The organism is Sinorhizobium sp. 7-81 (genome assembly GCF_030124405.1).
GTDB lineage: Bacteria > Pseudomonadota > Alphaproteobacteria > Rhizobiales > Rhizobiaceae > Sinorhizobium > Sinorhizobium psoraleae.
In genome coordinates, this window is the sequence record NZ_JASKLT010000004.1 from 149,835 (window position 1) to 164,684 (window position 14,850).

Annotated in this window: 11 protein-coding genes and 1 pseudogene; 7 read left to right on the forward strand and 5 right to left on the reverse strand. The window is 62.4% G+C overall.

Translation table 11 applies throughout. The annotated features are described in order from the left end of the window. Positions 1-122 precede the first annotated feature (122 nt). Positions 123-1,489, reverse strand: a pseudogene (locus tag QN224_RS16670) (serine hydrolase domain-containing protein). A 181-nt stretch (positions 1,490-1,670) separates the two neighbouring features. Between QN224_RS16670 and QN224_RS16675 the strand changes: the two are divergent. The 5 genes from QN224_RS16675 to QN224_RS16695 all read left to right on the forward strand — a co-directional run bounded on the left by QN224_RS16675 (position 1,671) and on the right by QN224_RS16695 (position 7,206). After that, positions 1,671-2,921, forward strand: a complete 1,251-nt coding sequence (locus QN224_RS16675) for a DUF3419 family protein (RefSeq protein ID WP_283977598.1) — start codon at positions 1,671-1,673, stop codon at positions 2,919-2,921. After that, positions 2,918-3,592, forward strand: coding sequence for a class I SAM-dependent methyltransferase (locus tag QN224_RS16680; RefSeq protein WP_283977599.1), 675 nt, complete (start codon positions 2,918-2,920; stop codon positions 3,590-3,592). The genes QN224_RS16675 and QN224_RS16680 overlap by 4 nt, the downstream gene beginning before the upstream one ends. Positions 3,593-3,791: 199 nt before the next feature. Continuing rightward, positions 3,792-4,577 carry a glycoside hydrolase family 25 protein gene (locus tag QN224_RS16685; protein ID WP_269282190.1) on the forward strand — a complete coding sequence of 262 codons (786 nt, stop codon included), beginning with the start codon at positions 3,792-3,794 and terminating at the stop codon, positions 4,575-4,577. A 248-nt stretch (positions 4,578-4,825) separates the two neighbouring features. After that, on the forward strand, positions 4,826-6,037 hold the full coding sequence (locus tag QN224_RS16690) for a lytic murein transglycosylase (RefSeq protein ID WP_283977600.1): 1,212 nt from the start codon (positions 4,826-4,828) through the stop codon (positions 6,035-6,037). Between the two features lie 239 nt (positions 6,038-6,276). Continuing rightward, complete coding sequence (locus tag QN224_RS16695) at positions 6,277-7,206, forward strand: DMT family transporter (RefSeq protein WP_283977601.1); 930 nt, start codon at positions 6,277-6,279, stop codon at positions 7,204-7,206. A 522-nt stretch (positions 7,207-7,728) separates the two neighbouring features. Here the strand turns inward: QN224_RS16695 and metF are convergent. The 4 genes from metF to QN224_RS16715 all read right to left on the reverse strand — a co-directional run bounded on the left by metF (position 7,729) and on the right by QN224_RS16715 (position 12,637). Continuing rightward, positions 7,729-8,664, reverse strand: coding sequence for a methylenetetrahydrofolate reductase [NAD(P)H] (gene metF, locus QN224_RS16700; protein WP_283977602.1), 936 nt, complete (start codon positions 8,662-8,664; stop codon positions 7,729-7,731). A gap of 2 nt (positions 8,665-8,666) precedes the next feature. After that, positions 8,667-9,689 carry a metalloregulator ArsR/SmtB family transcription factor gene (locus QN224_RS16705; RefSeq protein ID WP_283977797.1) on the reverse strand — a complete coding sequence of 341 codons (1,023 nt, stop codon included), beginning with the start codon at positions 9,687-9,689 and terminating at the stop codon, positions 8,667-8,669. 405 nt (positions 9,690-10,094) lie between these two features. Next, positions 10,095-11,744 (reverse strand): energy-dependent translational throttle protein EttA, encoded by a 1,650-nt coding sequence (gene ettA / locus QN224_RS16710; protein WP_173509727.1) that lies wholly within the window; start codon positions 11,742-11,744, stop codon positions 10,095-10,097. 119 nt (positions 11,745-11,863) lie between these two features. Beyond that, on the reverse strand, positions 11,864-12,637 hold the full coding sequence (locus tag QN224_RS16715; RefSeq protein ID WP_283977603.1) for a ribonuclease: 774 nt from the start codon (positions 12,635-12,637) through the stop codon (positions 11,864-11,866). Positions 12,638-12,894: 257 nt separating this feature from the next. On the opposite strand from QN224_RS16715, the gene QN224_RS16720 reads away from it, so the two are divergent. Both QN224_RS16720 and QN224_RS16725 read left to right on the forward strand, forming a co-directional pair. Beyond that, entirely contained in the window at positions 12,895-13,830 is a 936-nt protein-coding gene (locus tag QN224_RS16720) for an alpha/beta hydrolase (RefSeq protein ID WP_283977604.1), read from the forward strand. Positions 13,831-13,841: 11 nt separating this feature from the next. Continuing rightward, positions 13,842-14,795 (forward strand): DMT family transporter, encoded by a 954-nt coding sequence (locus tag QN224_RS16725; protein WP_173509724.1) that lies wholly within the window; start codon positions 13,842-13,844, stop codon positions 14,793-14,795. Positions 14,796-14,850: the final 55 nt, after the last annotated feature.

Below are 14,850 nucleotides of genomic sequence, written 5' to 3' on the forward strand. Positions count from 1 at the left end.
TAAATCGTAAGCGGTTCAAGGAACATGCAGCAATTCAAAGTGCTACTGCGTCTTTTGCGCTTCTGACGAAGGCGTGGCGAGGGCGCCTTCCGCAAGCAACACGGCTTCGACATCCGAGGCGCTCAATCGAGCGCCTCTATTATTTTGGCGTTCAGCTTCTGCACATCGTAACCGAGTCGCGATGGTGTAAGGCCGAGACGGACGACCGCCAGCCGCAGCGAGGGGACGATCATGATCGCCTGTCCGTCGTGCCCGAGCATCCAGAACGTGTCCGGCGGGAAGCTGCCCGTCCCGGCGCGAATGCCGTTTTCCTGCAGCCAGACCTGGGCCGAACCATAATCGCCGCCGGAAGCCGCCGATGGCGTCCGCATGAAGGACACATAGCCCTCGGGCAAAAGCCTCCTGCCCTTCCAGCTTCCGTCCTCGAGCAGAAACTGGGCGAAGCGCGCCCAGTCAGCGCCGTCGCATACATGTAAGAAGAGCCGACGAAAGTGCCGTTCGCATCGGTCTCCATGACCGCGCTCGTCATGCCGAGTGGGGCGAAGAGCGCCTTTCGCGGATAGGCAAGTGCTTCGGCCGGATCGTCGAACGTCTGCATCCAGAGCCGCGACAGAAGGTTGCTGGTACCGCTCGAATAGCGGAATTTCGTGCCCGGCGGCACCTCCAGCAGCTTGGATGCAACGAAGCCGGCCATATCAGATTCGAGATAGAGCATGCGCGTGACGTCGGTCACATCGCCATAGTCCTCGTTGAACGCGAGCCCGCTCTGCATCGCCAGCAGGTCCGCAAGCTTGATTTGCGATCGATCGTCGCCGCTCCAGGCGGGCAGCAGGTCGCCGCGCGCAGCGTCCATCTTCCCCTCGCCGATCCGCAGACCGATCAGCGCCGCGGTCACGGACTTCGTCATCGACCAGCCGAGCAGAGGCGTTGCCCGGTCAAAGCCGGGGCCATAGGTTTCGGCCACCAGCCGGCCGTCGCGCACGACGGCTATCGCCCTTATGCCTGGCCCCGCCAGGCTGGCATCCTCGATGACGCTCTGAATTGCCGGATCGATATCGGCCTTGCTGCCGTCGGGCCAGCCGAGCGCCGGATCGTGAGCGGCCGATGCTCCCGTCGCACCCCTTGTCTCGCTTGCAGAGCCTGCAAGCGCATGCGCGCCGCCGTCGTCGAAATTGGTGCAGCCAAATCCCGGTCTATGGACCGCTCGGCCAGGCGCGGCAAAGCCGAATATGCGCGCCGTCACTGTCTCCCGGTCCCGGTCAACAGAGACACGCACAAACTTCAGGAGCGGGTGGCCCGGTGCCTGCACGTCTTCCGCAAGGACGGCCTGCGGATCGCGTTTGGCAATGAAGACGTTGGAGCAGACGATCTTGGCGGCATAGCCGTCACCGACCTTCAGAAGGTCCGGCGGAAACAGCGCCAGCCAGCCGCCGATACCCGCAAGACCGACGACCACCGCCCCGGCGATAGTCTTCAGCAAACGTCTCATTCGCATCCTCCCGGGCTCTACTGCATGCACGCGCATAGGGCACGCAACAGCCTTGAGAGAAACAGGATTCTGGCGAAAGGAAAAGCCCTTTGGAAAGCTCGCGCCTGTGCGAAACCCCGTCATCAAAGTGTAGCGGAGTCACTTTAGAAGCGGCTAAGTTTCAACTGGATGACAGGCAAAGATGACCGAACTCGCTCCCGATGCCGGCTTTGGTAGGAAGAACCCGAAGCTGAAAAGCGCGCTGCTGCAGCACAAGCCCCTCTCCCTCGCCGGCCTGTCGGAACGCCTGTTCGGGCTGCTCTTCTCCGGGCTCGTCTATCCGCAGATCTGGGAAGACCCGATCGTCGACATGACGGCAATGCAGATCCGCCCCGGACACCGCCTCGTGACGATCGGCTCCGGCGGCTGCAACATGCTGACCTATCTCTCTGCCGGCCCCGCTCGTATCGATGTCGTCGATCTCAATCCACACCACATCGCACTGAACCGGCTGAAACTCGCGGCCTTCCGCCACCTGCCGAGCCATAAGGATGTCGTACGGTTTCTCGGGGAAACCGGCACTCGGTCGAACGTACAGGCCTTTGATCTCTTCCTCGCCCCGAAACTCGATGCCGCGACCCGCGCCTATTGGAACGGCCGCGCACTCAACGGACGCCGCCGCATCGGCGTCTTCGGCCGCAACATCTATCGCACCGGCCTGCTCGGCCGCTTCATTGCCGCCAGTCATCTGCTCGCCCGTCTTCACGGCATCAACCCGCAAGACTTCGTCAAGGCGCGCTCCATGCGCGAACAGCGTCAGTTCTTCGACGACAAGCTCGCGCCGCTGTTCGACCGTCCCGTCATCCGCTGGATCACCAGCCGCAAGAGCTCGCTTTTCGGCCTCGGCATCCCGCCGCAGCAGTTCGACGAACTGGCGAGCCTGAGCGAGGAGAAGTCGCTGGCCGCGGTGCTGCGCCACCGTCTTGAGAAGCTCACCTGCCATTTTCCGCTTCGCGAGAACTATTTCGCCTGGCAGGCATTCGCCCGACGCTATCCGCAGGCCCACGAAGGTGAGCTGCCGGCCTATCTGCAAGCCCAGAACCACGAGGCGATCCGCAACCATGCCGAACGCGTCCAAGTGCACCACGCAAGCTTCACCGAGTTGCTTGCCGGCAAGGCCGCTTCGTCCGTCGATCGTTACGTCCTGCTCGACGCGCAGGACTGGATGACCGATCGCCAGTTGAACGATCTCTGGACGGAGATCACGCGCACCGCCGATGCCGGGGCCATGGTGATCTTCCGCACGGCCGCGGAAGCAAGCATCCTGCCGGGCCGCGTCTCCGCCGCACTGCTTGACCAGTGGCACTACGATGCCGAGACGTCCGTCAAGCTCGGCGCCGAGGACCGTTCGGCCATCTACGGCGGCTTCCACGTCTACCGGAAGAAAGCATGAGCGCCGCCCAGCCCTTGGAAAACAATCACGCCCGCCTTATGGACCAGATGTACCGCTATCAGCGGTACATCTATGATTTTACGCGGAAATATTATCTCTTCGGGCGCGACACGCTGATCCGTGAGCTCAACCCGCCGTCGGGCGCCTCCGTGCTCGAAGTCGGCTGCGGCACGGGCCGCAACCTCGCCATGATCGGCGAGCTCTATCCGGACGCCCGGCTGTTCGGTCTCGATATTTCTGCAGAAATGCTCGCCACGGCGAGGACAAAGCTTCGGCGGCAGGGCCGGTCGGACGTGACCTTGCGCGTCGCCGATGCGACGAATTTCGCACCCGCCGCTTTCGACCTCCCGGGTTTCGACCGGATCGTCATTTCCTATGCGCTCTCGATGATCCCCGAATGGGAGCGGTCGCTCGATGCCGCGATCGGGGCGCTCAACCCGGGCGGCTCGCTTCACATCGCCGACTTCGGCCAGCAGGAGGGTTGGCCCGGCGGCTTCCGCCGCCTGCTCCAGGCGTGGCTCCGGCGCTTTCACGTGACGCCTCGTGAAGTGCTTTTCGACGTCCTGCATGACAAGGCCGATAGAAACGGAGCGGTGCTCGAACTGAAGTCGATCGGCCGGGGATATGCCTGGCTGGCCGTCTACCGCCGCCCGGACCGGAACGGGGCCTGATAACACTCGACGCATCGCCGGCGAGGCAAGCGCTCGCGCCAGCGACACCGAAGCGTTCGTCCCGTCGCAATCCCCACTTGAGCTAACTCAATTTTTACGATGTTATGGTGAAAATGGGGCACGCCTCCGAGGGGAAAATCATCATCATGGAAGCCATCGCGTGAGGCAGGATCGTCGATCGTCTCGAAACGGGAAACTCATGCGCCGGCTTCTCCTGGCTTTGCTGCCTATCGCAACCATTCTTTCCGCCTGCACCTCAACCGACTACGACCTGGTCCAGACCGCTTCGATATCGCCGCGGTTCCGGGATACCGACCCGCAGGATTTCGGCGGTCGCACGCCGCATGGTCATCACGTTCACGGCATCGACGTGTCCAAGTGGAACGGCGACATCGACTGGGCGAGGGTGAAGAATTCAGGCGTCTCCTTTGCCTTCATCAAGGCGACCGAAGGCAAGGACAGGGTGGATACGCGCTTCAACGAATATTGGCAGCAGGCGCGCGCCGCCGGGATTCCCTACGCGCCCTACCACTTCTATTACTTCTGCTCGACCGCTGACGCCCAGGCCGACTGGTTCATCTCCAACGTGCCAAAGAGCGCGGTCTATCTGCCGCCGGTGCTCGATGTCGAATGGAACGGCGAATCGAAGACCTGCCGCTATCGCCCCTCGCCCGAGACCGTGCGCGCCGAAATGAAGCGCTTCATGGACCGGCTGGAAGCGCATTACGGCAAGCGGCCGATCATCTATACGTCCGTTGACTTCCATCGCGACAATCTCGTCGACCAGTTCAAGGATTATCACTTCTGGGTCCGCTCCGTTGCCAAGCATCCGGGCGAGGTCTATGTGGAGCGCCGCTGGGCCTTTTGGCAATACACCAGCACCGGCGTCATCCCCGGTATCCAGGGAAGCACGGACATCAATGCCTTCGCCGGGTCCGCGAAAAACTGGCAGAAGTGGGTCGCGGCGGTTTCCCGGGCGAGATAGACGGGAATTGCTGTTCGGATTTGGTCGTGGAAGCCCCTCATTTCTTCATTCGGTCATAATGCTCTGAGAGAGCTTGGGCAGATTTGATCCCTACAGCGCCGTGCGGTGTTCAGACGCGCAACGGTCGCTGTAGCACTCGGAATCGCTGCATATTTCCTTGGATCGCCGCCGGTCCAAGGAAACATGCAGTAGACAGATTGCAGGCTCGCCGGCCGACTGAGACCGACCGGCGACAGAAAGGAACTATGATGACTGGCGCAGCCCAAAAAGCCCTTCTCACTCTCGGACTGCTCGCGCTGACCGGCACCTCGGCGCTGGCGCAGACCCAACCGCAGACGCCAGCCGTGGCCTGCGGCGGCGATCTCGCCACGTTTCTCGAGGGCGTCAAGGCTGAGGCAGTTGCCAAGGGTATTCCGGCCGATGGCGCCGACCGCGCTCTCGCCGGCGCCGCGATCGACCAGAAGGTTCTGAGCCGCGACCGCGCTCAGGGCGTGTTCAAGCAGACGTTCACCGAATTTTCCAAGCGCACCGTGAGCAAGGCCCGGCTCGATATCGGCGCGCAGAAGATGAGGGAATATGCCGACGTCTTCGCTCGGGCGGAAAGCGAATTCGGCGTGCCGGCGCCGGTCATCACTGCCTTCTGGGCGATGGAGACGGATTTCGGCGCGGTCCAGGGCGATTTCAACACGCGTAATGCGCTGGTGACGCTGGCGCATGATTGCCGTCGCCCGGAAATGTTCCGCCCGCAGCTGCTGGCCGCGATCGAAATGGTGCAGCACGGCGACCTCGACCCGGCGACGACCACCGGCGCCTGGGCCGGCGAGATCGGCCAGGTGCAGATGCTGCCGGAAGACATCATCGCCTATGGCGTCGATGGCGACGGCGACGGCCACGTCAATCTGAAGAAAAGTTCATCGGATGCCATCCTCACGGCGGCAAAATTCATCCAGAGCCTCGGCTTCAAGGCCGGCCAGCCCTGGATTCAGGAAGTCAGCGTCCCGGAGAACCTGCCATGGGAGAAGACCGGGCTGCAATCCGGCATGACGGCGGGAGACTGGTTCGCGCTCGGCGTCACGCCGCGCGACGGCAACACCGCCAACAGCGGCCTTGAAGCATCCCTCGTGGTGCCGCAAGGTCGCAAGGGCGTCGCCTTCCTGACCTATCCGAACTTCAACATCTATCTCGAGTGGAATCAGTCGTTCATTTATACGACTTCCGCAGCCTATTTTGCCACCCGCCTTGCCGGCGCCCCGCCCTACCAGGGCGGCAATCCGGAGCCGGGCCTCGGCGATGTCGAGATGAAAGCGCTGCAAACGCGGCTCCAGGCCCTCGGCCACGACGTCGGCAAGATCGACGGCATTCTCGGCTCCGGCACGCGCACTGCGCTGCAGAAGGAGCAGCTGAAGCTGGGGTTGCCCGCGGACGGCTGGGCCACGCCGGAGCTCCTGGGCGCGCTCTGATCTGCTGCATGTTCCCTTAGGTCGAAGCCGAGTTAAGGACAAAAACAAGCAGCAACTCAAAGTGCAATGGCGATCTTTGTGCGTCTGAAAAGACGCACGGCGCTGTAGAACTCCGCTCGTCATCGGACAAGCCGGGACGGGCTCGAAAACAGTCGAACGCGAGCAAGAAGCGGGTGGCACCACCCGCTTCGCCGTATTAGGGCTTGCGCGTCAATTTGCTGAACGGCGCAGGCACAATCATGAATTCACCGATCAACACACAGATGACGATGCGCAACTGGGCGCTCCTGGCCCTGCTCGGTATCATCTGGGGTGGGTCGTTTTTCTTCGCGCGGGTGGCTGTCGCCCATGTGCCGCCCTTCACGCTGGTTCTCCTGCGCCTCGGTCTCGCCGCACTTGCTCTCCACATCTACATTCGCGGCCGCTACGACATCTATCCGGCGCTGAAGGAACGCTGGCCCGAATTCCTGTTGATGGGATTGATCAACAACGCCATTCCGCACGCCTTCATCTTCCTCGGCCAGACCCATATCGGCGCAGGGCTCGCCGCGATCCTGAACGCCACGACTCCGGTCTGGACCGTGTTGATCGCCAACATGGCGACGGACGACGAGAAACTGAGCGCCTCCAAGATCAGCGGCTGCCTGCTGGGACTGGCGGGCACCATCGTGCTTGTCGGGCCGAGCGCGCTCGCGGGTCTTGTCGGCCATTCCACCACGATTCCGCTTTGGGCGCTCGTCCTGCCCGTGCTCGCTGCCGTGAGCTACGGTCTCGCGGCAACCTACGGCAAGCGCTTCCGCAATCTGGCGCCGCCCGTCACGGCAGCCGGACAACTGACGGCATCGACACTCATGATGTTGCCGATCGCTGCCCTTGCCGATACGCCCTGGATACTGCCCATGCCGCCGATGACCGCTGTGCTCGCGATCCTCGGGCTTGCCCTTGTCTCCACCGCCTACGGCTATATTCTATATTTCCGGGTCATGGCGGAAGCCGGCGCGACGAATGCTTCGCTTGTCACTCTCCTGGTGCCGCCGAGCGCCATCCTGCTTGGCTATCTCTTCCTAGGCGAAACGCTGCAGGCGATGGACGTCGCCGGCATGGCCCTGATTGCGACCGGTCTCACGGTCCTCGACGGACGCATCCTGAAACTTCGATATTCGGCTTGAAACAGAATCAAAACGGCTCTCGCCGCCACGCCACGCCCCGCTCACGCAGCATTACAAACGTTCATATTAACCGCTGCGAAGCAATTGTGAAAAAAATGTGGCAACGGAAATTGCTGAGCGATTTCGAGCAGTTAGACCTGTGAATATGGTTTCTCGATCAGGCGCATTTCGCAGCGCAGCACAAGTTTCGCTTTCACGCGCCGCTTTTTCGCCCTATGTTTTACCCGTCAACGCAGGGAGGATCAGCTTATGGGACTTACACATTCGTTGAATGTCCTCATGATCAGTGCAGCGTTTGCATTCGTGGCCGTAATGCTTTTTGTCTGAGCAGGGCCGCTGACAAGTCCATACGGAGACGGGACTTTAATTCCGGAAAATCCATTTGCAGCAAGATTAGTCAGGCAGGCCTCTCATAGAGTACCGGTCAATAGGCTGCGATAATGACCAAAGCCCATGAACGTTGATCCGTTCATGGGCTTTCTCTCTGTTCCGACACTGCGCGCCCGCCGGCACTATCTATATCTATGCCCTTGCGACCGCCTTGATCGGGAGTTCGACGGCGGTCTCCTGTGCCGGTGCACGCGCATAGCCGACCAGGTCGCAAACCGCCGTGACAAGCGGCGAGCGGTTCATCGTGTAGAGATGGAAGTCGCGCACGCCGCGCCGCGCAAGATCGACAATCTGCTCGGCGGCAATGTGGGTCGCTTCCTTGAACCGCTCGGCCGGCTGCTCTTCAAGATGGGCGAGCCGCGAAATTATCGCCTGCGGAATCCGCGCTCCGCACAGGCCGGCGAATCTCTGCACTTGCGTGAGATTGTTGATCGGCAGGATTCCTGGCACGATCGGCACCCGGACGCCAGCCCGCCGCACCCGCTCCAGATAGCGCTCGAAATCATCGTTGTCGAAAAAGAACTGGGTGATCGCCCGCGTCGCGCCGTTGTCGACCTTGCGCTTCAGCATGTCGATGTCGGCGGCGACATCCGGGCTCTCCGGGTGCTTTTCCGGATAGGCCGAGACCGCGATTTCGAAGTCGCCTCGGGCACGCAAGGCCTTCACGAGGGCGGCGGCGTTTTCATAACCGCCCGGAAACGGCTGGTAGGCGCTGCCGATGCCGCCCTGCGGGTCGCCCCGAAGGGCCACGAAATGCCGGACGCCGAAGGCAAGGAACTCCTCGATCACCGCATCGACATCGGCCTTTGGGGCGCCGACGCAGGTCAGATGGGCCGCAGTGTTCCCGATGCCCATTTCGCCGATCATCCGCCTGACGGTCGTCAGCGAGCGGGCTTTCGTCGAGCCGCCGGCACCGTAGGTCACGGTGACGAAGGCGGGGTTGAAAACGGAGAGGTCGGCCACGGTCTGGAGGAGCTGTGCCTCCATCTCGTCCGTCTTCGGAGGAAAATACTCGAATGACAGCCTGAGATTGCCGCGCTCGGCCGGATAAAGCGTGCGTGTTGCCATTCTCAAACTCCCCCTGCCTGAACGCGCTGACGCGGCATATCGGCGATGTGATCGGCAACGCGCTGATCGCGCGCCAGCCAGATCGTCACTGTCAGTTTGCCCTCGTCCGCACCTTCCGGCGCGAGGTCGGTTGTTTTTTCCAGCGCAAGGCCTGCCTTCTGCAGCCAGTCGGCCATCGCCTGATGGGAGAAGCCGAGGCGCGCATGGGCGTGCTCGTCGCGCAGATACTCAAGCCCGTGCGGCGCGAAATCGATGATGACGAGCCGGCCGCCAGGCGCGAGCATACGCGCGGCCTCGGTGATCGCCGCTTCCGGCTCCTCCAGGAAATGCAGCACCTGATGGATCGTCACGAGATCGAAAGCCTGGCCATCCAGCGGCAGATTGAAAATGTCGCCGTGGCGGATGGACGCCTTCGTGATCCCGGCTTTATCGAGATTGGACCGCGCCACGGCGAGCATGTCGCGGCTGGCGTCGACGCCGATGCCGCGCCGGTAGATACCCTCGAAAAGCTGCAGGATGCGCCCCGTGCCGGTGCCGAGATCGAGCAGGCTCTCGACCGGCTCGTCGCCGACCATCGCCTTCAGCGTGGCTTCGACATCGCCTTCGCTGACATGCAGCCGTCTCAGTTCATCCCATCCGGCGGCGTTACGACTGAAATAGGCCTGCGCCTTCTCGGCACGCTGCCGCTTCAGGACGGCCAGCCGCGCCGCATCCTTGGCGAGAATGGCGTCTTCATCCGCGGCTGCTGCCAGGAGATCGCGCACCAGAGCGACGCGCCCCCCCTCTTGCCGCAGGCGGAAGTAGGCCCACGCCCCTTCCTGATAGCGATCAATGAGCGCCACTTCGGCCAGCAGCTTCAGATGCCGGGAAATACGCGGCTGCGATTGGCCGAGAATTTCGGTAAGATCGGTAACGGTGAGGTCGCTGGCGGAAAGCAGCGCGAGAAGGCGCATTCGCGTCGGCTCACCCGCCGCCTTCAAAACGTCGACCAACGCGTCCAACCAAAGCGTTCCTCGGCTCACTATCGTCTCCTCATCAACACATAAAGATATCTTTATGTAATTTGCGAGACGCGTGCAAGCGAATTTGCGCGGAAAGACAATGGAATGGCGCGCGGAAGATAGCTGGGACGGCGGAAAATCTCCGCCATCATCGAATGCGACGAGGCCGCACTCCTGTCGGGACCCAAGCCGGGCCATCCACGCTCATTCCCGTGCAAGGCACAGGAATTCAGCCACGGCGCGTCGGCGCTGTGGCTGGCTTCAAGCGGGCTGAGCCTAGGAGAGCGGTACGGAACAGCAACGCGTTTTCTGCGCCCAGGACTTGGGCGTGCTGCATTCCTGTGACGAGCACCGATGAGCAGGCGAAAGCGCAACGATCCGTTGCACGGGAAACCTGCCCCGTCTGCGCTCTCCTCGACCGCTCAGGCCTCAGCGCGTCAGGCGCTTATAGGTCACCCGCTTCGGATTGACCGAATCCGGGCCGAGGCGCCGGATCTTGTCCTTTTCGTAGTCCTCGAAATTGCCTTCGAACCATTCGACATGGCTGTCGCCCTCAAAGGCGAGGATATGGGTCGCAAGACGGTCGAGGAACATGCGGTCGTGGCTGATGATGACGGCGCAGCCGGCGAAGTTTTCGAGCGCGTCCTCGAGCGCCGCCAGCGTTTCGGTATCGAGGTCGTTTGTCGGTTCGTCGAGCAGGATGACGTTGCCGCCGGCCTTCAGCATCTTGGCGAGGTGCACGCGGTTGCGCTGGCCGCCGGAGAGCGTACCGACCTTCTGCTGCTGGTCGCCGCCCTTGAAGTTGAAGGACGAGCAGTAGGCGCGCGAGTTGACCTCGTGCTTGCCGAGCTTGATGACGTCGTTGCCGCCGGAGATTTCCTCCCAGACAGTCTTGCTTCCGTCGAGCGCGTCGCGGCTCTGGTCGACATAGCCGAGCTGGACGCTGTCGCCGATGCGGACCGCGCCTTCGTCGGGCTGTTCCTGGCCGGTGATCATGCGGAAGAGCGTCGTCTTGCCGGCGCCGTTCGGACCGATGACACCGACGATGCCGCCGGGCGGCAGTTTGAAGTTCAGGCCTTCGATCAGCAACTGGTCGTCATAGCCCTTGGAGATGTTTTCCGCCTCGATCACCACCTGGCCGAGACGCTCGCCGACCGGAATGATGATCTGCGCGTCGCCTGGACGCCGGTCGGCCGCCGCCTTGACCAGCTCGTCATAAGCACGGATACGCGCCTTCGACTTTGCCTGGCGGGCCTTCGGGCTCGAAGCGATCCACTCCTGCTCGCGGCTGATTGCCTTCTGGCGAGTGGCCTCTTCGCGACCCTCCTGCGCCATGCGCTTGGACTTCGCCTGCAGATAGGCGGAATAATTGCCCTCGTAGGGAATGCCGCGGCCGCGGTCGAGTTCGAGGATCCAGCCGGTGACGTTGTCGAGGAAGTAGCGGTCGTGGGTGATCATCAGCACGGCGCCGGGATATTCGCGCAGGTGCTTTTCGAGCCAGGCGATCGTCTCGGCGTCGAGATGGTTGGTCGGTTCGTCGAGCAGAAGGAGATCCGGCTGCGAGAGCAGCAGCTTGCAGAGCGCGACGCGGCGCTTCTCACCGCCCGAGAGATTGGTGACCTCCGCATCGCCCGGCGGGCAGCGCAACGCGTCCATCGCCATTTCCACCTGGCTGTCCAGATCCCAGAGATTCTGGCTGTCGATGACGTCCTGGAGCTTTGCGCCTTCTTCCGCCGTCTCGTCGGAATAGTTCATCATCAGCTCGTTGTAGCGGTCGAGGATAGCCTTCTTGGCGGCAACGCCTTCCATGACGTTCTCGAGCACCGTCTTCTGTGCATCGAGCTGCGGTTCCTGCGGCAGATAGCCGACGGTCGCGCCCTCGGCGACCCAGGCTTCGCCGGTATATTCATGGTCGAGGCCGGCCATGATCCTGAGAACCGTCGACTTACCGGCGCCGTTGGGGCCGAGAATACCGATCTTCGCGTCCGGATAGAACGACAGGTGGATGTTCTCCAGGACCTTCTTGTTGCCGTAGGCCTTGTTGAGCCCGGCCATGTGATAGATGAACTGACGTGCCATAAAGGAATGCTCCGCATCGGAAGGGAAATTTGCCCGCTATGTAGGCGAATTATGGTGGCGGGGCAATCCGCCAAAGGCCCCGCCCCGCCATTCCCTCCCCATAGGCTACCCGTCACGGATCAGCCACGACCGGCAGCGTCGGCGATCCCCTTGGCGCATTTGAACTCTGTCGGTCCGGCCGCCTGGATCAGGCTTTTAAGGGCGTCCTTGCCCGCGAGATCTCCGGAAAGCCCGATGGTGAGGCCGGTGATGACGCTGCGGCCCTCCACCGTCTGACAACGCATGCGCACCCGGTCACCAGCACCGGCGCCGAAGCTCCGGTCAAAAGCCTGCTTGATCTCACTTTCGCCGATCTCGGAACCGACCTTTTCAGCAAAAAGGGCCTGCACCGCGGACGAGTTCAGTTCATCGAGGAGACGCAGTTGCAGCTTGAAGTAATCCTCGGCCTTTGCCGCCTGGCACGTGCCGCTCTGCAGCCACTGGTGGCGATCGAGGCCGGATTTGACGCCGGGCATGGCGACAAGCAGACGGGCTGCAGGCTCGTCGGCCATCGCAAGCTTCGGCAGGTCCAGCCAATCGCCCTTGCGGTCGCGCGCCTTAAGCTCCGCCTCGACGCCGCAGTAGCTTTTCTTCAGCGGCCAAAGCCCGTGCAGCGAGAAATGCGTCGCATCGAAACGGTCGGCCGTCTGGTCCACGCATTCCTTGCGGGTGGGTCGCGTCTCGCAAAATCCCGGCTGCCAGCTCACCGCCAGCACATATTGCGTCTTGTCGGAGCTTGTCGCCCCCGCAGTTTCGTCCGTCGACACGTCCTCGGCTGCGGCAAGGGACGACAGTCCCAGCCCCAGAATGAGCGTCGCAACCCTCGTAAGATTCGTTACCGCCTTCGCCCGCATTTCAGATAGCCTCCTACAAGAAAACAAAACGAGAACAAATATCGACAAAAGCGCGAAAATTGCAACCCCTAATCCTCATTTCCGGATTCGTTGTGACCTCATGCGCAACAAGCAACAAGCAGTGATTGCCTTTGCGGCCCAAATCGATTTGATATCCGGCGGAGCATTTTTCCGCTGGAAAGTGTTTCCGGTTTTTGCGCAACCGGCGTCCTCTGTTGGGCGCACACGAGAGTCTGACGAATGTTCCGGGGGCATGCATGTTCGGGCAGGTGAGGACGCATCAGAGCCCGACGGGTGCCGCGCTCGGGTGGCGCCATTTCGCCACCTCTGCCGAGCCGAAGGGCATTCTCATCGTCAGCCACGGGCTCGCCGAACATTCCGGCCGCTATGCGCGCTTCGCCGAAGCGATGGCGGCACACGGATTTCACGTCTACGCGCATGACCACCGCGGCCACGGTGAGAGCCGGGCGCCGGACGCGCCGCTTGCAACCTTCGCGCATCGCGACGGAACGGAGAAGGTCATAGCGGACCTGCGGGCAATGCGCGAGATGGCCGCCGCCAGCCACCGGGGCCTGCCGATCGTTCTCTTCGGCCATTCGATGGGCGGCCTCATCGCGCTCAACGCCGCCGAAAGCGATCCCGAGCTCTACGACGCTCTCGCCGTCTGGAATTCCAATTTCCGCCCGGGCCTCGCCGGCCGAGGCGGTCAGGCGGTGCTGGCGATCGAGAGGATGCTGAAAGGCTCGGACGTGCCGAGCCCGCTGCTCACGAAGCTCACCTTCGGCGCCTGGAGCAAGGCGATTGCCGATCGGAGGACCGATTTCGACTGGCTGTCGCGCGACGAAAGTGAAGTCGCCAAATACGTGACCGATCCTCTCTGCGGTTTCGATGCCACGGTGTCGCTGTGGATCGACGTGTTCAAATTCGCCTTCGCCGGCGCCCGCGCGGACCGGCTGGCACGGCTGCACGTAAATCTGCCTGTCCATCTCGTCGGCGGCAGCGCCGATCCTTCGACCTTCAACGGTGCCGCCATTCGCTGGCTGGCCGGGCGGATGAAGGCGCGCGGCATGACCGATGTCACGGTTACGATCCACGACGGCATGCGCCACGAGACGCTCAACGAGATCGGCCGGGAGAAGGCGACGGAAGACTTCGCCGCCTGGTGCCTCAAGGCCGTCGACAGGAAGCGCTGAAACGGAAGATCATGACCGACCTCTCGCTGCCCAAAATCGCCACCGATCATAGCCGCGTCTCCTACGGCCTGACGCTGATGGTCATCGCCGTTCTGATCTCGCCGCTGATCGACATTTTTGCCAAGCTGGCGATTGCCACGGTTCCGTCGGCGGAAATCACCGCCGCTCGCTTCCTGCTGCAGGTTGTCTTCATCCTGCCGGTCGTCCTTGTCCGACGTACCCTCTTTGACCTTACCTGGCGCAAGACTGCGCTGCATGCGCTGCGCGGCGGCCTGCTGGTGCTGACCATGCTCTCCTTCATCACCACGTTGAAGGTAATGGAGGTGGCCGACGCGATCGCGATCTTCTTCGTCGAACCGATCATCCTCACCATTCTCGGCAGTATCTTCCTGAAGGAGACAATCGGCTGGCGCCGTTATACGGCCTGTGCGGTCGGCTTCTTCGGCGCATTGCTCGTCATCCAGCCGAGCATGCAGGAAGTCGGCCTGATTGCGCTTCTGCCGATCGTCGCCGCCTTCGGCCTCGCCGTATTCCTGCTGGTCACCCGCATGGTCGCGCAGAACGAGGATCCCTGGTCGATGCAGTTCCATGCCGGCATCTGGGGCGGCCTCTTCTGCCTCGTCCTGCTGTCGTTCGGCGAAGGCAGCGGATCGAGCGTGTTCGATCCGCTCTGGCCGGAAGGCGACGCCTGGGGCTACCTGCTCGGCGTCGGCGTCACCGCGACGATCTCGGGCGTGCTCGGCGTCTATGCCTATCGCGCCGCCCCGGCCTCGGTGCTCGCGCCGCTGCAATATCTCGAGATCGTCTCGGCGACGATCTTCGGCTGGCTGGTCTTCGGCGATCTGCCGGATGCGCTGAAATGGCTGGGCATCGCGATCATCATCGCTTCGGGCCTCTATATCATCTGGCGCGAGCGCAAGGTCGAGAAGACGGCGAGCATCGCCCCGGTGTCGCCGGCGATCTGAGGCGTCCGCAAAATGAACAAATCCGCAAACGGATAGAATGAAAGAGCATTGGGAG